We start from the raw sequence: 21,231 nt of genomic DNA, 5'->3' as shown, positions 1-21,231 counted from the left end.
AAATTTTTCGTTTGATGCAAATTGAATATCGATGGCACACAATTTACTGTCGATGAATGGGTTGGATAGATAGAAAACCCCATTTTCCCATTAGAACAGGTAAAACTGGGTTGTGATAACCGTATTGTTTTGTTAATTAAAAGAGTACTCGTGCTGCCCTTGTAGCCTTGATTTAAATTTTTGCACTTACCCATTTTTTTTTCAAAGCCTTAATGAATTTGATTTGCCGCTGCTACTTGAGCTAGGGGTATACTGAAATAAAATACAGTCCCAACTCCTGGAGTGCTTTTTAAGGATACTTCTCCCTGATAATGAGAGATGATCTTTTTTACTATGCTTAAACCCATTCCTGTGGCTTTAGCAGATTCGTTTGCTTGAAACATTTTAAATATTTTTTTATGATATTTTGGGTTAATCCCGGAACCATTATCTGTAATAGAAAACATATATTCTTGTGCGGTTTTTTTGCACTCTATGTCAATTATGCATTCTTTCTTGTCTATATGTTGCACAGCATTTTCCAGTAGAATCTCAAATACTTTTCTTATCATATTTCCATCGATATATAAGGTAGGTAACGTATTCTTTATTTTAATTGTTATGGATGCAGTTGTATGGATATCATTTATAATTCTTTGTGCAATGGTATTTGTATTGACTAACTTGTCTTTGAAAACAGCAGTTGTGATGTTGTTATATTCTTCTAGTTTTACTAAAAGATGGTCCATTTCTTCTATTTTTTCTTCCAAGATTTGAAAGCTTTTAGAAATATCTATTAATTCGTTAGTATCGGCGTTATCTTCTTGAGACCAAGATAACAGATCTGAAATATTTCTCAAAGAAGATTTTAATTCATGCGAAATTAAATGAGAATAATTTTCTAATTCATTTTCTTGATTTTGAAGGACTTTATATAAGCTTGCTGTTTTCTCTTTGTTTTTGTTATCTCTTTCTACCTTTTTTTTAATCTTATTTTTAATTGCATTTAATAAGTCAGTAACATTAATTGGTTTAGTCAAATAATCTTCAGCACCTAAATTCATTCCAAGTCTAACATCCTCTTTTTCAGCTTTAGCTGAAATAAAAATCAATGGAATACTTGATGTATGTTGGTTTTCTTGTAACTTTTCAAACATTCCAAAACCGTCAAGGCTTGGCATTAGTATATCTGAAATAATTAGATCTGGTTGCTTTTTTAGAGCTATTTCAAAACCACTGTTTCCATTTTCAGCTTGTAAAACGTCATAACCTTCCATTACAAGAATATCATAAATCTCTTCCCTTACAGCTAATGTATCTTCTACGATTAATACGGTATACATAGTTTTTTTATTTTATTGCTTTACCTCTTCCTTTTAAGTGCAAGTTTTGCTAGTATTTAAAATCTTTATGATGAATGAGGAGCCATTTCCCACAGTACTGTTTACGATTATTTTTCCTCCGATTACATCTATCGCTTCTTTTACTATCGCTAAACCAAGACCGGTTCCCTGAATTAAATCGACATTTTCTCCTCTGGAAAAAGGTTCAAATATGGTCTTAAGTTCTGATGCTGATATGCCAATTCCAAAATCTGTTACAGAGATGATGGTGTAATCTTTTTCAGATGACAATTCAACAATAACTTTTTGAGCATTCGGCGAATATTTTACAGCATTACTAAGCAGGTTTATAAAAACATTCCGACCCAGTTTTTCATCAATAAAAACATCTGTTTTTTTTAAATCTTCACGATCTATTAATATAATTTCATGGGACTTGTTAATGGAGCTATATACCTCTTCAATTATTTCAGAAATAAATTCCCCAAGATTTACCGGTGCTGGAGTTTGTTTTATTTTACCTGCTTCACCCTGTCCAATAATTAAAATATCATCTAAAAGTTTGGTCATGTGCAGCACCTGGTCTTCTATTTTGTTTAATTTCTTTTTTATCATCTCGGGACCCATCTTGCTCCAATATTTTTTAACAGAGCCAGCAGCAAAATTTATGGATGACAATGGAGTTCTAAATTCATGTGATGCTGTAGAAACAAATCTCGATTTTAATATGTTTAAACCTTTTTGCTTTTCTAAAGCTTCATTTAATTTTATGGTTCTTTTATTTACTTGATCTTCTAATGCGTCTCGATAACCTACTAATTCTGTAATATCTTGGCCTACACCTAGTACACCAGTAATTTCTCCTTTGGCATCTCGACGTGTACTGGAGTTTAATAGGACCATGACACGCCGACCATCTTTAGTAAATAAAGGGAATTCATAGTTAGCCGTTTCTATTCCAAGTAAAGCATCGTCTAACACTTTTTTTACGGACTTTTTGTAACCTTCTGTGATGTAGTTTTGTACCAAGTCCTTTCCTAGAACTTCATCTTTTGTAAAACCCGTAATCTTTTCAGAGGTTTGGTTCCATTCATTTACAAGGCTTTGACTATCTATACCAAAAATAGGAGCGTTGGCAGTATCTATAAGCAGAGTCAAGTCCTTTGCGACACTTTCCATTTCAGAACGGTACCCATCAAGTTCGGTTTGGAAGGCAAGTTCTTTATTAGCAAGAACGAGTTCTTCTGCTCGTTTTTGTTTTTCTTTGTTTTGAAATTCAAGTTCTTTATTGGCTATGACTAATTCATCCGCCCGTTTTACCTTTTCTTTATTTTGAAAGGCAAGTTCTTTATTAGCAAGGACTAATTCTTCTGCTCGTTTTTGTTTTTCTTTGTTCTGAAAATCTAGCTCCTCGGCACGTTTTTCTTTTTCTTCGTTAGCAAGCAGCAATTCAATAGCCCTATTGTCTTTCTCTTTGTTTTGAAAAGAAAGCTCTCTATTAGCTATGGCTAATTCATCTGCTCGCTTTTCTTTTTCTTTATTTTGAAAGGCAAGTTCCGTATTGGCAAGAATTAATTCATCTGCTCGTTTTTCTTTCTCCCTGTTTTGAAAAGCAAGTTCCGTGTTGGCGAGTGCTAATTCATCTGCCCGTTTTTCTTTCTCTTCATTTTGAAAAGCAAGTTCCGTGTTGGCGAGTGCTAACTCATCTGCTCGTTTTTCTTTTTCTTTATTTTGAAAAGCAAGTTCTGTGTTGGCTAGTGCTAACTCATCTGCTCGTTTTTCTTTCTCTTTATTTTGAAAAGCAAGTTCTGTGTTAGCGATGGCTAATTGCTCTGTTTGTTTTAAAAGGATATCTTTTTGAACAGTTTGAGAGTTAATATCAAACATGATCGCGACATATTTGATGATTTTCCCATTTAGATCTTTAAAAGGCATAATGGTTATGTCCATCCAATAGAGTTGTCCTCCTTTATGCTTATTCAATACTTTACCTTTAAACACTTCCCCAGAACTAATAGTTGATATCATATCAGTAAAAAATACATCAGGCTGTTTTCCGCTCTTTAATATTCTATGATTTTGACCCATTAATTCTTCTCTATGGTATCCGTAACGTTCACAAAAATTATCGTTAACAACTGTAATTTTGAAATTAGCATCAGTTTCAGAGACGATAGCGGCCTTATTTAAACACATGATTTGTTGTTCTAGCTCAACTTTAATACTGGCTAATTCATTTGTGCGCCCATCTTTCCTTTTGTCTTGAACGGACAGAATTTTATTGGGAATGATTAATTGTTTTGCCACCCTATCTTGCTCCCTGTTTATCATTATCAATTCCTCTGAACTTTTTTCTTTTCTTTTGAAGATAAAGTTTTTTATGGGCAAGGGCTAGTTCATTAATGGTATGGTAGAGCTCTAATTTTTTATTTTTAAGTAGTCGCTCTGCTTTATTCTGTGCTTTTATTTCTTTTTGGACTTCCTGTTTAAGTGATTCTATATCCATAGCATTGTGTTTTTTTAAATTTTATTTGCCAATAGTAAGCTTGGCACTAAATTTCAAGAGGGCTGCTGTGGCATTAAAACACTTCAAAATCATTAGTATTCCACCTATGGTCTCGTTGAGAAAGAGCCGTGGGGCCTAAATATATATCAGCACTTTATTTTTAATTTGAACAGAAAAGAGCACACTTATAATCTTGTGTTTACACTAAAATAAGGATGTTCAGGATTCGTGTAAAACACTAAAACAGCTATAATTATTTCTATTTATCGGTATTATTGCTATTGTTTATTACCTGTAATTTTAATAAATATACATAATTTTATAGAAGAACGAATGTTGTCTTTCTCATTAAATAGAATTTTAATGGATGTATAGAATTCTGTTTATGTGTAAGTTATCCTATTTTGTTTTGAATAGATCAGAAATACTAAAGGTTTTTCTTTTATCGATGAGGACAATGAAAACCCTATCGTAGTCTTTGTAAGCCGTTATCAATAATAGAATAATTATCTAAATAGTTTTCAAATTTTTGTTTACACTTAAGAGAATACAAAATAGTATTTCGCACTATGTTAGGGCTGCTGTTTGATAAAAATAACTAGGCTTAAAATACTGCTCCAATGTTCTTTGAAGTAAATAAAATAGAGGGATACAATATTTTGATTCCTATACATATCTTAATTTTTTAGACGTAATAGCACTATATTTTTTATGGGATGTGTAGTTTTTTCAGTATTCTATCTTTTTTTATGAATAAGTCATTTGATAGTTGAGATGGACGCTATCCAGTAACTAGCAGTACTTAAATGTTTCATTAAATTTAGCTTCTCTGTTGATCTCATAGTGCTGTTAACTTGATTTATAAATGATTTGCGTCTTATATGTTCTTAAGTATTTTAATTAACTATCAAAAAGTTGAGCATTAAAGTTGTTCTTTAAATACGGTTCGTTTTATAATTCTTGGAATCCTATTATTAATGGAAGGGCTTGATGACATCGCTCTTCCGCAAAAGCGAAACGATCATCAAGGCCTATAGAAACCTCCTCTTATTAACGACCTAAACAGATGGAAATGAAGCGTCAACCTCGGATAGCAGGAAAAGGCCTAAAATAATTAGTGCCATTTATTCACATCAACAAACAGTCTATAAAATCAGTGAGCATGTGAAAAAGTAGCCCCATCCCGATAATGCGAATTGGCTTGGGGAAGAATAGCAATAACAGATAGACCAGAATCGCATAGTAAGAATGTAAGGGATGGTAGTTAATACTGCATCTGTTCATTTCAAAAACTGGAGAGGCAAGCAGATGGTCAAGATCTATAAGCATGGTGGTAAGGAATAAGAAATAAGCCATCTTCCAATTTTTTCTACAGAAAATTAGGGCGATAAGTAAAGGAAAACCAAGATGTAAAAAGTAATGTATAAAAGTTTGCATATAGAGGTCCAAATTAATAAATAATATGAAGATCTGGCTAGGGTGGATTATGTTTTATTTTATTTAAAATGTCCTGATATTCATGAGGTGTTTCAACGGGTCTATGGGCAACGCAATGTCTATATATTTTAACCTTTTTATGTCCAGCCGCTTTATTCAAAATACAAATGACCAAGAACGAATAGAAATATCAGGTTCCAGTCTTATTTATCCAGTCACACCTCTATTTTATGTATATAGGAAGCCTTCTTTTTTTAGCACATTAATGTTCTCAGATCATAGCGAGTGGCAAAAATATTTGCGTAGGCTACTACATTAGTAGGATAGAATTTTAACATAGATTCAACTGAAAATAAACCGGTATAAATTTTTAAAATATACGCATAGTGTGCTCCAATGGCTCTAGTCATAACAGCTGCAAAAACGATATATGTTCTAAAAAGAGCTAATGTAATTATGATAATTAAGACTGTATAAATGCTGATGTTATTTGGAGCATTTTGTTTGTAGAGAAGACACCTAGTCTACTACTTTAATGGTTTATTAAGTTCAAAATTTATGGAGATGTATTAAAAAAAAATTCAGGTAATTGTATCTCTCATGGAAGTAACCGCATTTTTTAACTGTTTTATCCAGTTTATAACTGCGTTTTTTACACATTTCTATAATGGCTTTTGGTTTCCATTCATCATTTTCTGTTTTACCATGTCCATGAGATATCATTTTTTTACGTTCCCGTCTTTAAGAAAAAGCTCATAACTCCATTGCATGGGATTTTTAATAGTTGTGAAATATTGTTCTTTTCTATCGCGTAGCGCAATTCTCCATCGATTTTAGAACATTCGATTTTAAAACGATAACTCCTGAATATAGAGAGTTTTCTGTTGTAAATTCTGTTCCAATAACCATAATTGTCCAACCTTTTGTCATGTTCATCCAGTTGTTTCTATGGTTAGCTTAGTCTTCTATCACTCTGGGAAAAGCCACTACTATCGGCAGGGTCGCGATATTGCTTTATAAAATGGGATAAAAGACCTAGTTAGGCGGTCTCTTTAATAAATCTTGAGGAGCAAAAACAAAAGATCTTGCAGAGTTTTGGACCAACTTTTGACTCAAAGCTCCGGTATTAGGTACCTAAAAATATAAAACAACTTTTAAATTCATTGTGGATACAACGCGTTGTGCGTCACATATAATTTAGATAATGAAGTTTAGTAAATAATAGTTTTTTTTTTGATAACAGAGCAGGCTGCGCACATAAATCAAAAAAGCCGCTTCAATCGGAAGCGGCTTTTTATTTGTAATTTTAAGGAGGTATTTATTGTTAAAGATGGTCGTGGAAGTAATACTTGCCAATGCCTGTCCCATAGTTTCATCTATGACCCACCATGTCTTCTGGTTTCACCCATTCGTCAAATTCCTGTGACGTGACATACTCAAGAGCTAGAGCGGCTTCTTTTAGAGTTGTTCCTTCCGCATGTGCTTTGTTAGCGATTTCTGCGGCTTTATAATAACCTATTTTAGTGTTTAAGGCAGTTACTAGCATTAAGGAGTTGTCTAGTAAGGATTTGATGGTTGCCTTGTTAGGTTCAATTCCTACAGCACAATTCTCATCAAAACTTCTACAAGCATCTCCTATCAATTGTGCACTTTCTAGAACGGCAGCGGCCATAACTGGCTTAAAAACGTTGAGTTCAAAGTGTCCTTGCATACCACCTACAGTAACTGTAGTGTCGTTACCTATGACACGAGCACAAACCATGGTAATGGCCTCAGCTTGAGTAGGATTTACTTTTCCTGGCATGATCGAGCTTCCAGGCTCGTTTGCAGGAATGATCAATTCACCTATACCACTTCGTGGACCACTTGCGAGCATTCTAATATCATGAGCGATTTTATTCAATGAAACCGCCACTTGCTTTAACGCGCCATGAGTTTCTACTAAAGCATCGTGTGCGGCTAAAGCTTCATACTTATTAGGGGCCGTTATGAATGGCAATTCTGTAAACTGTGCGATGTATTCAGCCACTTTCACATCATAACCTTGAGGGGTATTCAATCCAGTCCCAACAGCAGTTCCTCCTAAGGCAAGCTCGCTTAAGTGAGCAAGTGTGTTTTTTAAAGCTATAATTCCGTGGTCGAGTTGAGAAACATAACCAGAAAATTCTTGTCCTAAAGTTAGTGGCGTTGCATCCATCAAGTGAGTGCGTCCTATTTTTACTACATCAGAAAATTCAATGGATTTGTTGTGTAGTGTGTTGCGTAACTGCAGGACCCCTGGAATCGTGTTTTCTACCACTTTTTTATAACAGGCGATGTGCATTCCTGTTGGAAAAGTATCATTAGAAGACTGTGATTTATTCACGTCATCGTTAGGTTGTATCGTTTTCTCGCCTTCCCCAACTGTCTTTCCAGCAAGTTGGTGGGCGCGGTTTGCAATCACTTCATTCACATTCATATTAGATTGCGTGCCAGAGCCTGTTTGCCAGATCACTAATGGGAATTGATCGTCGTGCTTTCCTTCTAGTATTTCATCACAAACTTGGGCAATCAAGTCGCGTTTTTCTTCTGCCAGAACTCCTAGATCACAATTGGTATACGCAGCAGCTTTCTTTAAATAAGCAAAACCGTAAACAATTTCTAACGGCATGCTACCAGCGGCTCCTATTTTAAAATTCATTCGAGAACGCTGGGTTTGCGCACCCCAAAGCTTATCTGCGGGAACCTCTACGTTCCCCATTGTATCTTTTTCTATTCTATATTCCATGTGGTTGAATTTTATACAAATATAAAACCTGTGCCTTGTTTAACCATTCAATTCAGATTAATTATAATTGGAGAGTGCAGAGGTGGTGTTGAACGCAACTATATTTTTCTCTTATCTAGCTCAGGGCGAAAGCGAGAGTATCAATGGAATAGGAATCAATTAAGGACTATTCAGAGGAGAACCAGCTTTGTAAACAGCTTTTTGTTAATAAATGCCTCTCAGGCTTTGAATTTTTAAGCTGTAGTCTTTATATTTGCATATAAATTATAGAGAAATAATGTTCGATTTTGATCAATACTTAGGCTTTTTGGCATTTTTAGGAATTCTTACTTTGGGATTTTGGTTAATGATTTTTTTAACCGCCATCATTCCTTACTGGATAGCAGGCTCATTGTTAGAAAAAATAAAGCTAAAGAAAGAAGCAAAACTCAAAGAAAAATAGGCACAAGCTTATTTTTAAGCCTGTTATGATATAGCAACAACCGTGCAAAATTTCTGTACGGTTTTTTTATGCGCTTATTTTAATGTTTTAATTTCAAGGTCGCAAGTCACAAAGATCGATCGAGCAGCAGTTCACCCTTTAAATCATTCTTGATAATAAAATACGAGCGTGCTGCTCTTATATTTATTCAGAGCGCTACAAAGTCTTTATTTTTAATTTGATATGTTTAGATGCACGCCTACATTTAATTTATTAGTCTTGTTCTTTAAATGCCTTAAGAGTTTGGCAATATTGGTCTTTTTTGGTCACGTTTATTTCTTTAGAACCGGCTAAAAGTTGCTCAAGTCCCTATAGGAAAACCTTGTGTCTGTATCATCTTTTAAGTTTGCTGTAAGGAGCTTTATTTTGTTATTAGTGATGACAGATCACACTAGGGCATTTACTCTAAAGAAATTTAAAATCGCATCCACAGGATAGCAAAGAGTATTTGCTAGGGCATTAAATTCGTTAGTTGCTATTTTTTAGGTTTTCCTATCTATTCTGAGGGCGTCCTTCGAGCTGTTTTACCCCATCGGAACTTCCATCAATAAAATTTCTGAGTCTTCAGACATAGAGCTTAATTCAAAGGAGTCTACTTCCCAAATTCCATATCCATCGCGATGGCTCAATTCCTGATCACCTATTTTAAAAGAACCTCTCAAAACAAAAGCATAAACGCCATTACCAGATCTCTTTAATTGATACGAGCTTTTCACATCGGTATCAAAAATCCCCAAATGAAACCATGCATCTTGATGAACCCATACACCCGCATCTTCAGGGTTAGGAGAAAGTATTTGTTTTAATTGATTGTGTCTATTTGCAGGATCAAGAGTTAGTTGATCATAACGAGGCGCTACGTTTTGTCGATTAGGGATAATCCAGATTTGAAGAAACTTTACTTCTTCTTTTTGGTTTGCATTTTTCTCACTGTGAGTAATACCCGTTCCTGCACTCATCGCTTGAATATCTCCATTTTTGATAATGGCGGTTATTCCAGTACTGTCCTTATGCTCTAAATCTCCAGAAAGGGGAATACTTATGATTTCCATATTATGATGTGGATGAGCACCAAAACCCATACTACCAGAAACGGTATCATCATTTAGTACACGTAATACGCCAAAATTCATTCGGTCTGGATTGTGATATCCAGCAAAACTAAAAGAATGATAGCTATCTAACCAACCATGGTTGGCATGACCTCTTGTTTTTGATGGGTGCAGTATTGTTTTCATAGGGACAAATCTATTGTATATACAACCAATATAGCGTTAATGGAATCAAAAGTTAATGGTTATAGAATTTTGTTTAAAAACTAATGGCGTCTATATCGTAATTCAATCTTAAGGTATCTGCAATAGGTATAGATTCCCGAATAAGGAATACAGCTGCGTATGGGTTTCCATTGATGCAGCAAATGTTACAACAGAATTCTAAAGCAATATCTGAATTAGCTTTTGTTCTTATAAAACAGTGTTTTGAATCTGATTTTCATAAATCTCAAAAGCTTGTGCAAAAGGCATTTTATCAGCATTGACAAAATTTTGGATAATTGGTAAAGGAGAAACTTTATAATTAGTGCTGTTTCATCTAAGTTCTAAAACGCCACTTTCCCATATATCTTAATTACGTTCCTTACGATTACCAGCTAATAAAGAATTGTAGTTGAGAACTTTAGAACGTTGGGTTCAAGATATTTCTGTGTCTGTATCAAAAACGTGTTGTTCAAATTTGTTGAACTCAAAATCTATCGAATAGTTAGCATCTGAATCGGTAATTCTAGAGGCAATTTCAACATAGGTATTTCATCTTCCGCAATATGGCTGTCGTTCCTTAATAATTACTTTATAATTTTGAAATGGAACTTCTCTATTGCAGTCCTTAACGACTCCATAAACAGCTCTCGTTAGGGTAGTTTTGATAAGGACAACATCTTTTTCACAAAAAGAAAATAGTATAAAAAAAAGGATACAATTTCTAAAAGCTGTGTAATTTAAATAGTACAGGAAGTTTTCCTTCTTAAGGATACCCTTATTTTTTGGAGTGGAATTTTCATATTTCGCAACGTATTTTATGGATAGGTGATAAGGTATTAATGGAATCAAAAAAACCGCATTCTTGATAGAATGCGGTTTTTAATACAATGGATATTTTGTTTACCCTAAGATCTCTATAATCTGATCAGCTAGTTCAGTTCCTATGCGATCTTGAGCTTCATTGGTTGCAGCACCTATATGCGGGCTTAAGGAGAGCTTAGAATTCATAAGAAGAACTACTTCAGGAGCTGGTTCTTTTTCAAAAACATCTAAGGCAGCAAAAGAAATATGTCCGGATTCTAAAGCTTCTACGAGAGCCACTTCATCAAGAACACCACCACGAGCAGCATTTACGATAGCAGCTCCTTTTTTCATCATTTCTAATTCACCTGTTCCTATCACGTAATCGTTTTGTGCGGGAACGTGAATGGTAATGAAGTCAGCCGTTTTTAATAATTCTTCTTTACTTACTAGGGGTATTTCTATGTTGACGGTTTGACCATCAAAAAGATCCCAAGAAACGCTAGGTGCTTTTTCGGCAAAACTATCATGTGCTATTACCTTCATTCCTACGCCAGCAGCTATTTTTGCTACTTCTTGACCTATACGACCTATTCCAATAATCCCTATTGTTTTACCACGTAATTCAGATCCTTTTGCATACAGTTTTTTTAATCCTTTAAAGTTAGATTCTCCTTCTAAAGGCATGTTGCGATTGGAATCAAACAAGAAACGTACACCACCATAGAGATGTGCAAAAACCAATTCAGATACACTTGCACTACTAGCGGCGGGAGTATTGATGACTTTGAGGCCTTTTTCACGAGCATAAACAACATCTATATTATCCATTCCAACTCCGCCACGACCGATGATTTTTAGACTTGGACAATTGTCAATGAGTTCTTTACGGGCTGTCGTTGCAGATCGTACTAAGAGAACGGTAACTTCGTTTTTATTGATGTAATCCTCTAATTGTTCCTGAGCTACATTTGTAGTAATCACCTGGTGACCAGCTGCTGTTAATTTATCTATTCCACTTTGTGAAACGCCGTCATTTGCTAATATTTTCATTTTTTTAAGTATATGAATTATAGATTTTAGCTATTGGTTTTTGAAGTCGGTGGCTATTGTCTAATTCGTTTTATTATTGTTTTGAATTTATCTTTTTTTATTTGCCCTGTTTTATAAACGATGAAACAAAAGTTGTTTGTTTATAGAATATGACTGTAAAACAAGCTCTAACTTTCCATTTAAGGAAGGAAGCTTTATTATGGGCTATCACTTATTTCAAATTTCACGCTTTCCTTCAACTTTGTGTTGCTAGCCGTTTTTCTCTAGTTCTTTCATAGTGTCTACGAGTACTTGGACACTTTCTAGGGATAATGCGTTATACATACTTGCGCGATAGCCACCTACTGATCTATGTCCATTTAAACCATTGATCCCAGCCTCTTTCCATAAAGAATCAAAAGCTGTGGCATGCGTTTCATCATTCAACATAAAAGTCGCATTCATTTTAGAACGGTCTTCTTTATCGGTAACAAATCCTTTAAATAGAGGATTGCGATCTATTTCATTATAAATAAGAGCTGCTTTCTGATTATTTAATTTTTCTATCGCGTCAATACCGCCATTTTCTTTCAACCAGTCTAACGTAAGCATGCTTACATAAATAGGAAAAACGGGTGGCGTATTAAACATAGAGTCTTTAGAAATATGTGCTTGGTAACTTAACATAGAAGGAATCTGTCTGGATACTTTTCCTAAAATATCTTCTTTTACTACGATTAAAGTGGCGCCAGCTGGACCCATATTTTTTTGTGCACCTGCGTAGATTAAATCGTACTTCTCAAAATTGCGTCTTCTTGAAAAAATATCACTACTCATGTCGCATATAAGAGGAACTGATACGTCTGGTGTATGCTGCAATTGGGTTCCAAAAATGGTGTTATTGGTTTGAATATGGAAGTAATCCACATCGTTAGGAACTACATAGCCTTTTGGGATATGGTTGTAGTTGTCTGTTTTAGAGGAAGCAACTTCAACTACTTCTCCAAACATTTTTGCTTCTATAATGGCTTTGTCAGACCAAGTACCTGTATTTAAATAAGCTGCTTTTTTCTCTAAAAGATTATAAGCAACCATTAAGAACTGCATCGTTGCTCCACCACCTAAAAAAAGGGCTTTGTAACCTTTATCAGTTAATCCTAAATGCTCTAATGCAAGGGACTGTGCCTTTTCCATAACCGCTACAAAATCTTTACTGCGGTGAGAGATTTCTAAAATACTGAGGTCATTAAAATTAAGAACAGCTGCTGCCGCTTTTTTAAAAACTTCTTGTGGCAGTATACATGGACCTGCGCTAAAATTGTGCTTAAGCATCGTTTGTAGGCTTTAACTAGTTAATATAAATTTATTTTATCAAATATTGGTAAAAGGTTGATATTTCTCTCAAAAAAACGGAGGGTAACATCGGTCTAGATCAGATTTTTGTTACCATCAAATATAAAAGGAAATTTAAGTATGCTGTCTAAAAAAAAACAATATTAATTACAAAAATGCAAAATCAAGAGGGAAAATAGGCTATCAAATCATAAAGGTTCTTAAGATAATGTCAACAAAAATTGAATCACATCCACTCCATCTGCATAGTCTTGTAATCGAGGGGTTTGTGTAGTTCCAAAAGCTACAATTTGTGGCGCAGTTTTTTCTCCTAATTTTTTTACAATCCTTGTAGCTGCTTCTCCTTGTACAACAATGCATTGCAGTTTATCATCATTTTGGTCAAATTCTGTTGCAACATCTTCTATAGAAGAATAATAACTGTAGCCTAAACTAGCGATAGGAGAGGAGTAGCTGTTATTTTCTTCTTTGATCAATAAAAATTCATTATCCAGTAAATCAAATTCACTCATGAGATAAACGGCTTTGTTATAATCGTAATTATTTAAATACTTCTCATTTTTTATGAGCTCTTTTTGCACGAACATTCCATTAAAGAAGAGATCAAAATTATAGCCCTGAGGTACTTTTAAATGACTCACACTTCTACATCCCAATCCAAAATAAAGAAAGACATCCTTACTTAAGGCTTCCATTTGTTCTAAAGTTTCATTTCCTGTTAAGACGGCTACGCTATTGCGATTCTTACGTATAATATTAGGTTTGTTACCGAAGTAATGCTCAAAATAACGAGCGGTATTATTACTCCCAGTAGCGATAACAGCATCATAATTTTCTAATTTGCCGTCGGCGTAGGAATAGGATGCTGCTAATTCTGGACAGAATGAAGTGGCTATTTCCAGCAATAATGGTGTCAAAACATCATCATTGCTGGAATTTTTGATTAAGGCATGATGTCCTGTGATGATAACAGATAATACATCGTGAAAACCTACTAATGGTAAATTACCTGCTGTTATAAGCGCAACAGTTTTTGTTTTTATGTGCTCCAAATGATAGCTTTGTGTCCACTGCGTTAAATTTTCTTCTGTTAATGCTTCGGCCCATTGTCTTATTGAGAATTCTAGCGTGTCTTTTGTAAACCAAGAATTTTTACGTTCAGCGAGCTCCAGTCTTTGTGCCATGCGGTCTTGCCAGCTGGTGCCGTGTATTGTTGTGGTTTCCAAAGTTCCTTCTAAATAAGAGTGTAATTGTAATCCTGCTTTCGCGAAAGCGGAAATACGATCATTTAACGAGGTATTAATTGACATTGTCTTCACTAGTCCGTATTTTTGCACAAAAGTAAAGTAAAGCTATGGCAATCATCATAACAGACGAATGTATTAATTGCGGCGCATGCGAGCCTGAATGTCCAAATACAGCAATTTATGAAGCGGCAGACGACTGGCGCTATGCTGATGGAACAGATCTAGACGGGAATGTGGTATTACCGAACGGTAAAGAAGTAGATTCTAATGAAACGCAGGAACCGGTAAGTGACGAGTTTTATTACATTGTCGCAGATAAATGTACGGAATGTGTAGGTTTCCACGATGAGCCACAATGTGCTGCAGTATGTCCTGTAGATTGTTGTGTACCAGACGATGATGTTGTAGAAACTAAGGAGGAGCTAGAAGGGAAACAGGCTTTTATGCATAAATCTTAAATTTTAGCAAAACATATTTTTTTATAGAGTAGGTGTATGGGTCCATTAAGACTTCCAATCATAAATAAATTCCCAAGGGCTTTTGCCTTTGGGAATTTATATTTTAACTAATTCCAAATCTGGGTATGTCTATTTCCTTTAAAACGGCTAAAACCATTGCTTACTGAATTTATCTAAAGGCCCTACAAATGAAAGAAATATACGCATTAGCCATTTATAATAGCTCCAAGGTTAGTTCAATAGTTTTTATATCCTGAACGCTTTAAAAGTTAAAAGTTAGGATCTGTCAGGAAATAGGAAAGGATGTAATCGTGATGTCCAAAGATCAATACCCAAATGAATAAGGTGTAAAAGCATTATTGGTTTTATGTTTAAAATGGGCTAAATCGTCTGAACATCAAAACAAATCTACGCGGTTTCTATTTGTTCTTTTCATTACAATTTGTACGCAAGCTCAATAATTAGCAGGATTGCAATTACCGGACAAAGCGATGGAAGTTCACAGTCCTAATGGGCATCGACCAGCTTTTAAAGATTCTTTGAAATTTAGGATGAGCACATTAAAAAAGTCAGATCGTGTTAGCGATATTGTAATTGATAAAAGCGAGAATATTTTTGAACTAAATTATTAATTAGGAGATGATTGATATGGTTTTAAAGTCAAAGACGATGCTTGCTAGACTTTTCTAAATAATAGCAACAATATAAATTGTGTAAAGGCAGTCCTCTGGAGAGAATACTTTATTTATCTCTAGGGTTTACCCATGAAATTAAAGGAGGAAGGAACTCTCAATTTTGAGAAAATAGAAGGTAAAACTTTTAGAGGTAAAGAATTCTTAGTATTAAAAGTTTTTTAGGAGGAAGCGGTAGGAAATGAGGTGTGGTTTTTCTACTTTAATCCATATTGTTATAGAATGTAAATTTACCGATTTTTCAAAACAGATGCGTCCAGCAGCATTAATTTAGATTCAGGTGAGTATATGTTACTTTCAGGAAATCAGGTGTTGAATGAAATTAATAAAACTAAAGTTCGCGAATTTTACTATAATAAAAATGATAAATACCTAGGAGTTGTGGCTCCTACAAGACAATTAAAATTTCAATAAATTATAAGCAACCTTTTCGCACTTCTTGCATCTATATATAAATTACGAAAAATGAAAAATTTATTTTTTCTATTCCTACCAGTTTTGCTCTTCTCTTGCGAAGCGAGACTAGAAAATGATGTCAGAGCACTTTTTAAAACAAGGGTAGTAGATGTATCTGGTAATCCTATCGCAAATATGAAAGTAACTGCCACCACTTTTAGAACATCTCGGTTTGTTTTAGGACAAGAATTCTCTAAATTTTCAACAGCTGATGAGGATTTTCTTTTGGGAAAAGGAATAACCAACACAAATGGTGACGTAGAATTTATGATGCTGGTAGATGGTGGGTTTTTTATAAATTTTAATTCTGAAAATTATAGAGCTAATAAAATAGGCGTCTCCAGACAAGAATTAAATAACGATTTATTATTAGACATTCCAGAAACTGTATTAAAAGAAACGGCACTGGTAGAAATTGACTTTTTAAACACCTCAGGCGCTACAGAGGAATACGATGTTGCCTTCGATTTTGAATCCATAGATTGTGGCTTGATTTATAGAAATGATATGCTGGCGCAGGACGAAGAATGTCTCTATTATACGAATTGGTCTAGAGGTTTTAATCGAACAATCGATGACGGGTCTTTTGCATTGAACGTATTTTATCCATCTGTAATTGATGTGGTGTATACAAATACTTTAGGAAATGAATCCATAAGAACTTTTACGATAACCAGTCCATTAGAACGTTATGAGATTCCATACTAGAATAATTTTAGGCATGCTATTCTTTATGGTTGCTGGTATATCACTTGCACAAGAAGAAGTATCAGAAACAACAGCACTCCATTCTGAATCGCCCAAGCGTTTATTTCTTACTGATCTTTATGTACAGCGAGGGATCCCGTCTGGGGATAATTTTGCAGGCAATGGATTAGATGGAGGAATTGGATTTGGAATGCGCATGCAGTTTTACTTACTTAAAAACTTTTATATAGGTGGTGCGCTCTCTCAAGATTTTATGAGTGTAAAAAATACGTCCATAGCAGGTGAGTATTCTAGAGCTACAAAGTTCAATGCTTATCTTTTTGTAGGTTATGACTATCTATTAAACGATGATTGGAACGTTACTGCCGATTTAGGTTATGGCTATAGTCAGAATAAGAACAGACAAAATAGTTCTCAAGGAGGCGGAAAATTTAGAGATACGGGCAATGTGTTGCGTTTTACCACAAGTTTGGAGTATACGTTTAGTTCTGGGGTATCGTTCTTTTTTAGCCCTAGTTATGAGGTAGTAAATTACAATATTGATGCGGCTGCTGCACTGAACAATACATTTAATAATGGGAACTACTTCAACCTTGCTTTAGGAGTGCGTTTAAGTGTATTAGACTATAATAATGTTCCCTTAAAGAAATCAGATAACCAAGATCTTCAAGAATTACAGAGCCGCAACCGGGATGATTTGAGTATTAAAGAAAAACGCAGGTTGTATTTTCTCAAAAAGAGAGAGATTAGGAGATTGCGCAAAGAGCGAAGGAGAAATAATTAATTTAGGAAGTATGGGTGCTTCAGAAACACTTTTTTTCAGATTTATAAAAAGACTTCTTTACCGATAAAAAGGAGTTTTCATAATTTTAAAATGAATATTGGATCATCATAAAAAATATAAGTCAAATGACCTGCGATAATGATCATATTAGGCATGGGAATTTTTAGTTCCATTCTTTATGATTTCACAATCTCAATAGAATCAATTAAAAGTTCAAAATTCTGTTTTTTACCGTTTGCTATCAATACAGTGATGCGGGTCATTTGATCTTTATTAAAATTAGCTATTTTCAACGTATTTCCTCTCCAAGAAGGTTCCATTTCAGAAAGCTCTATTTCAACGGTTTGCCATTCACCGCTAGTATCAAACTCTTTAATATAATTATGTCGGTCGTATGCAAAGGCTTTTACTCTAAACTGAAAGGTCTTTCCATCGCCTTTCAACTTGATTTTAACCTTGCTAGTAGGGCTCACTTTTACTGTTTCAAAATCATAATCGACAGAACTAAACCCTCCATTTCTTTCTGTAGTGACATACCCATAAAATTTTCCATGACCTTCATCAGTAATTTTAAAGAAACTTTGAGAAATTCCACCCATAACTCTATCATCAACAATATTCCACAAGGAGAGGTCTGAATTTTTGTTAAAATCAAAAAGAGTATCAGTAGGTGTATTCATAAGAAGAAGTATGGTGACAAATGAAAAGGCTCGTATCATAATTGATTAGACGATTTATACGGTACTATCTTACTTATGGAAACCCTGTATGCAATCTAAAGAGAAAGAAAAATGAGTATATCCAGATTTCTTTATGATGGTTGGCTATTTCTCAATAATTTTAAATCTACCATCCAAAGCTTGTTTTAAAACATTTTTTATAGTCTCTATTTTGCTGCTTCGACACGGACATAGTAAGGTGGTGCTGTTTGTGTTTTATTTATAACCACACAAAAACAATTCAAGTTAGTAATGGAATAAGACAATTAAATAAGCGTATCTCGCTTTTGCGAAAGCGTGCAATTAGGAATCTTTTAAAATAAAAAAAAGCGGCATTATCACAGTAACACTGTTGGAATCACTTTATGATAAATTGAATATCAAAAAAAAGGCTCTACATATTTATTTTTACACAGTCGAATAATGAAGCATTAGCAATACAGATACTTGTTTTGATGGTCTTTTCGTAACAAATAAACCATTTATTACCAACGTATTATAAAAATTAATTTAGCATAAAATTAGTTGATCACTAATTTTTTAGTCCTGGTATTATTTTCAGAAATAACCTTTACCAGATAGATACCAGCATCTAAACTCTGTACATTTATGGCAGCTTCACTTGAAGCTATATCGGCTTTAAGAACTATTTGTCCTATGGTATTAAAAAATATAGCATAAGCATCGCCTTGTGTAAAATCACCTTTTATTATTACTTTTCCATTACTAGTTGGATTGGGGTACATCTGAAACGTAAATTCTTCTATTTGTGTCGTATGTAGAGCATTATTTAAAAAGATCAGTTCAAAGCGAGAGGTATCAGTACTCAAAGGATTGTTTAAATCAAAAGTTAGTCCTACAGAGTTGTAACCTGAAAGAAGTAATGTATCGCTATTTAAAAAGCTATCGTGTAAATAAGCTTCAAGACCTGTATGAAGATTATTAACATGAATTTCTAGGTCATAATTAGAGCTTGAAATATTTTTTAAATCAAGTGGAATACTTTCATTATTTATGGGCATGGCTCTATTTTCAAAACTTAAAAATGTACCGTTAAGTTCTCTTGAAAGGTTCACTTCAAAATTTTCAAGTTTAATAGCGTCGTTTATGTCTAAAGCAGTGTCACCATCTAGGAACAGTGTTAAACGGTCAAAAATAACAGGAGCGCCATTTAAATTTCTATAAAGAGAAAGATCTATCACAGGTCTATTTTGAGGGGTTGAAAAAGGACCAAGAGCATTCTCTGCCACCGTCTTATCTGTTGATTTAAAGTCTAAACTTGCTGGGCCAGGATCTATAGTACTAACAAAAAACGCCTGTCCTGGTTGGATATATTTCCTTAGATTCATAGAGTCATCACTCATGTTTACGGTTTCATAAGCGCCTCTAGTGGCCGCATTTGAATTCCATATATAAACAAAGTTGGGATTGATATTATTTTTTGTTACGGTAGACATATCGATGGTCGCTTGATATGGATTTCCCACAAAACTAAATCCGCCAGCGTTGGGGTTAAGTGGACCAGAGTTTATGGTTGTATCTAATATTAGGGAACCGTTGGTAGGTATGCTAACATCAGTGTTAGGATTTGAAGGTGCTGTTGACAAATCATAATTGCGATCACCACGTACAAAAATATTGAAAGGTTGACCTGCGGTTAAAGTAGTCGTATTGGTATCGGAAATTGCTTGCCATTTGTAGGTTCCATCGCTAGGATCTAGGTCATAGTATATTAGTGATGGATTACCAGTTGCAGTTGGGTCAAAGCCATTTGCACCACTTGTAGATCCAGTAATATGAGTTCCAATACCGGGAACAGAAAGACCGTTAGTCTGCCAGTTTTCATAAATGCTTGTACTGGTTGTAACTGAAGAGGCTATAAACCTAAATGCTTTTCTGGGACTGGTAGAACCCGTAGGTATAAAACGGGATACGCCTACCTCGCCAGTAATAGTTGCCATTGGTCCATTGATGAATTGCGCACTTCCCGAAGCATCACTGTCAAAGTTTAACGCTCCAGAGTCTGTAACGTTAAGATGACCATTCAAGGAAAAAACTTGACTGGACGCAATGGCTACAGTCGCACCGGTGTTAATAGTTAGTGAATTATCTACGGTAACATCCATATTCATTACTATAGGATGATTGATAATGATTTCATCTTTAGAAGACGGCAGATTTCCATTAGTCCAGCTGCCATCCAGACTCCATGAATCAGGAAATGGAGCAGCATCTGCATTAGTTGCTATTCCATATGTAGTGCCATTCGGATAATTATAATAAGTGGTGTAGGTCATGGCAGCTGCTCCATAATTGGAACCGTTATTTGTGATTCCACCACCGTAACCTTCATTTGAAGAAAACATAGCTGTGCCAGAATTTCCATAAGGATCACCATAAGAGACTACAAAGCTAAAGGAATCGGTAGAAGTTAAATCTAAATCAGACCAATTTACAGTTAATACAAACGGATCTGCTGCTGTATTTCCAACTGCTGCCACAAATCCTAATCCATTTTCACCGATCGCTCCAGCAGCAGGAATACTAAACAATCCTGCAAAATTGTTAGCACCAGCTATGGCATGAGTGGCTTCAAAACCTGGCGGGAAGTTCATAGGCGCAGATCCGAAATTTGAAATGGCTCGTCTTCCACCATCAGCTCCATCATTGACATTCCCGTCAATTGTAGTGCGACCTGTTGCTCCATTAGCTATATACATAACCATATTGTTTCCTCCTAAATCTCCAGCTCTATCGATGCGTATACTAATAGTCGTGCCGTCGTCATCAATACTCATCAAACTGTTTCCTATAGGACCACCAAAGCCGCTTCCTGTATTTGCGGTAAAGCTTACTTGAGCTTGAGAGAACATTATAGCGCAGCATAAAAGTAAAACAGTATATGTTTTTTTCATTTTTTACATATTGATAAATCAAAAATAATTTAAGGTTGGAATTTTACCAATTATTAATAGACATAGTAGCGAAAACGTTTGAGTTGTAGGAAATGTCTTTACAACAGTTTTTAGACCCAAACAAGTTTTATACAGAGGTTACCTAAAATGGGTCTGGTATGTCTAAGAGGGAAAAAATTAAGAAACGTATTTTGTTGAATTAAGTACTACTAATAAATTCAACACGTCTATTTTTTGCCAATGCACCTTCATTTTTAGAGTGGTTGACGGGCTTTGATTCTCCAAAACCTTTAA

At 34.8% G+C, this 21,231-nt stretch carries 16 protein-coding genes; 5 read left to right on the top strand and 11 right to left on the bottom strand.

All coding sequences use genetic code 11. From position 1 onward, the window contains the following. Positions 1-209 precede the first annotated feature (209 nt). The 5 genes from ACJAT0_RS03650 to fumC all read right to left on the bottom strand — a co-directional run bounded on the left by ACJAT0_RS03650 (position 210) and on the right by fumC (position 8,032). Positions 210-1,322 (bottom strand): sensor histidine kinase, encoded by a 1,113-nt coding sequence (locus ACJAT0_RS03650; protein ID WP_415180565.1) that lies wholly within the window; start codon positions 1,320-1,322, stop codon positions 210-212. A gap of 33 nt (positions 1,323-1,355) precedes the next feature. Beyond that, the gene (locus tag ACJAT0_RS03645) at positions 1,356-3,629 is read right to left on the bottom strand and encodes a PAS domain S-box protein (RefSeq protein ID WP_415180564.1); all 2,274 of its coding nucleotides are present in this window, start codon (positions 3,627-3,629) and stop codon (positions 1,356-1,358) included. Position 3,630: 1 nt separating this feature from the next. Continuing rightward, positions 3,631-3,828: a hypothetical protein gene (locus ACJAT0_RS03640; RefSeq protein ID WP_415180563.1), complete on the bottom strand. Its 198-nt coding sequence runs from the start codon at positions 3,826-3,828 to the stop codon at positions 3,631-3,633. A gap of 1,128 nt (positions 3,829-4,956) precedes the next feature. Continuing rightward, entirely contained in the window at positions 4,957-5,265 is a 309-nt protein-coding gene (locus tag ACJAT0_RS03635; RefSeq protein ID WP_415180562.1) for a DUF6122 family protein, read from the bottom strand. Positions 5,266-6,637: 1,372 nt separating this feature from the next. Further along, positions 6,638-8,032, bottom strand: a complete 1,395-nt coding sequence (fumC, locus tag ACJAT0_RS03630) for a class II fumarate hydratase (protein WP_415180561.1) — start codon at positions 8,030-8,032, stop codon at positions 6,638-6,640. A gap of 277 nt (positions 8,033-8,309) precedes the next feature. On the opposite strand from fumC, the gene ACJAT0_RS03625 reads away from it, so the two are divergent. Continuing rightward, on the top strand, positions 8,310-8,474 hold the full coding sequence (locus ACJAT0_RS03625) for a hypothetical protein (RefSeq protein ID WP_374002847.1): 165 nt from the start codon (positions 8,310-8,312) through the stop codon (positions 8,472-8,474). Between the two features lie 563 nt (positions 8,475-9,037). Here the strand turns inward: ACJAT0_RS03625 and ACJAT0_RS03620 are convergent. From ACJAT0_RS03620 to ACJAT0_RS03605, 4 genes are all read right to left on the bottom strand, one after another. Continuing rightward, positions 9,038-9,751, bottom strand: a complete 714-nt coding sequence (locus ACJAT0_RS03620) for a pirin family protein (RefSeq protein ID WP_374002848.1) — start codon at positions 9,749-9,751, stop codon at positions 9,038-9,040. A 921-nt stretch (positions 9,752-10,672) separates the two neighbouring features. Further along, complete coding sequence (locus tag ACJAT0_RS03615; protein WP_374002849.1) at positions 10,673-11,626, bottom strand: NAD(P)-dependent oxidoreductase; 954 nt, start codon at positions 11,624-11,626, stop codon at positions 10,673-10,675. Positions 11,627-11,875: 249 nt separating this feature from the next. Then, on the bottom strand, positions 11,876-12,937 hold the full coding sequence (gene serC, locus ACJAT0_RS03610; RefSeq protein ID WP_374002850.1) for a 3-phosphoserine/phosphohydroxythreonine transaminase: 1,062 nt from the start codon (positions 12,935-12,937) through the stop codon (positions 11,876-11,878). A gap of 221 nt (positions 12,938-13,158) precedes the next feature. Next, positions 13,159-14,268: an acyl-CoA reductase gene (locus ACJAT0_RS03605; protein ID WP_415180576.1), complete on the bottom strand. Its 1,110-nt coding sequence runs from the start codon at positions 14,266-14,268 to the stop codon at positions 13,159-13,161. A gap of 44 nt (positions 14,269-14,312) precedes the next feature. Between ACJAT0_RS03605 and ACJAT0_RS03600 the strand changes: the two genes are divergently transcribed. From ACJAT0_RS03600 to ACJAT0_RS03585, 4 genes are all read left to right on the top strand, one after another. Beyond that, positions 14,313-14,663 carry a 4Fe-4S dicluster domain-containing protein gene (locus tag ACJAT0_RS03600; RefSeq protein WP_374002851.1) on the top strand — a complete coding sequence of 117 codons (351 nt, stop codon included), beginning with the start codon at positions 14,313-14,315 and terminating at the stop codon, positions 14,661-14,663. 920 nt (positions 14,664-15,583) lie between these two features. Continuing rightward, positions 15,584-15,769 (top strand): DUF6503 family protein, encoded by a 186-nt coding sequence (locus tag ACJAT0_RS03595; protein WP_415180575.1) that lies wholly within the window; start codon positions 15,584-15,586, stop codon positions 15,767-15,769. 51 nt (positions 15,770-15,820) lie between these two features. Further along, on the top strand, positions 15,821-16,519 hold the full coding sequence (locus ACJAT0_RS03590) for a hypothetical protein (protein ID WP_415180560.1): 699 nt from the start codon (positions 15,821-15,823) through the stop codon (positions 16,517-16,519). Beyond that, a complete protein-coding gene (locus ACJAT0_RS03585; RefSeq protein ID WP_415180559.1) occupies positions 16,503-17,303 on the top strand; it encodes a hypothetical protein in 801 nt (266 codons plus the stop codon). The genes ACJAT0_RS03590 and ACJAT0_RS03585 overlap by 17 nt, the downstream gene beginning before the upstream one ends. A 176-nt stretch (positions 17,304-17,479) precedes the next feature. Here the strand turns inward: ACJAT0_RS03585 and ACJAT0_RS03580 are convergent, their stop codons facing one another. After that, positions 17,480-17,983 carry a CIA30 family protein gene (locus ACJAT0_RS03580; RefSeq protein WP_415180558.1) on the bottom strand — a complete coding sequence of 168 codons (504 nt, stop codon included), beginning with the start codon at positions 17,981-17,983 and terminating at the stop codon, positions 17,480-17,482. 560 nt (positions 17,984-18,543) lie between these two features. Next, positions 18,544-20,937, bottom strand: coding sequence for a T9SS type A sorting domain-containing protein (locus ACJAT0_RS03575; protein ID WP_415180557.1), 2,394 nt, complete (start codon positions 20,935-20,937; stop codon positions 18,544-18,546). Between the last annotated feature and the right edge of the window lie 294 nt (positions 20,938-21,231).

The organism is Nonlabens sp. (assembly GCF_047636915.1).
Classification (GTDB): Bacteria; Bacteroidota; Bacteroidia; order Flavobacteriales; family Flavobacteriaceae; genus Nonlabens.
Note: the sequence above shows the minus strand (reverse complement) of the source record. Positions and strands in the feature narration are given on the sequence as shown.

Bases quoted from the DNA above. Each gene is read 5' to 3' on its own strand.
- ACJAT0_RS03640 (WP_415180563.1), bottom strand. From the start codon at position 3,828: ATGGATATAGAATCACTTAAACAGGAAGTCCAAAAAGAAATAAAAGCA.
- ACJAT0_RS03605 (WP_415180576.1), bottom strand. From the start codon at position 14,268: ATGTCAATTAATACCTCGTTAAATGATCGTATTTCCGCTTTCGCGAAA.
- ACJAT0_RS03580 (WP_415180558.1), bottom strand. From the start codon at position 17,983: ATGAATACACCTACTGATACTCTTTTTGATTTTAACAAAAATTCAGAC.
- ACJAT0_RS03635 (WP_415180562.1), bottom strand. From the start codon at position 5,265: ATGCAAACTTTTATACATTACTTTTTACATCTTGGTTTTCCTTTACTT.
- ACJAT0_RS03620 (WP_374002848.1), bottom strand. From the start codon at position 9,751: ATGAAAACAATACTGCACCCATCAAAAACAAGAGGTCATGCCAACCAT.
- ACJAT0_RS03650 (WP_415180565.1), bottom strand. From the start codon at position 1,322: ATGTATACCGTATTAATCGTAGAAGATACATTAGCTGTAAGGGAAGAG.
- ACJAT0_RS03625 (WP_374002847.1), top strand. From the start codon at position 8,310: ATGTTCGATTTTGATCAATACTTAGGCTTTTTGGCATTTTTAGGAATT.
- ACJAT0_RS03590 (WP_415180560.1), top strand. From the start codon at position 15,821: ATGAAAAATTTATTTTTTCTATTCCTACCAGTTTTGCTCTTCTCTTGC.
- ACJAT0_RS03615 (WP_374002849.1), bottom strand. From the start codon at position 11,626: ATGAAAATATTAGCAAATGACGGCGTTTCACAAAGTGGAATAGATAAA.
- ACJAT0_RS03600 (WP_374002851.1), top strand. From the start codon at position 14,313: ATGGCAATCATCATAACAGACGAATGTATTAATTGCGGCGCATGCGAG.
- ACJAT0_RS03575 (WP_415180557.1), bottom strand. From the start codon at position 20,937: ATGAAAAAAACATATACTGTTTTACTTTTATGCTGCGCTATAATGTTC.
- ACJAT0_RS03585 (WP_415180559.1), top strand. From the start codon at position 16,503: ATGAGATTCCATACTAGAATAATTTTAGGCATGCTATTCTTTATGGTT.
- fumC (WP_415180561.1), bottom strand. From the start codon at position 8,032: ATGGAATATAGAATAGAAAAAGATACAATGGGGAACGTAGAGGTTCCC.
- serC (WP_374002850.1), bottom strand. From the start codon at position 12,937: ATGCTTAAGCACAATTTTAGCGCAGGTCCATGTATACTGCCACAAGAA.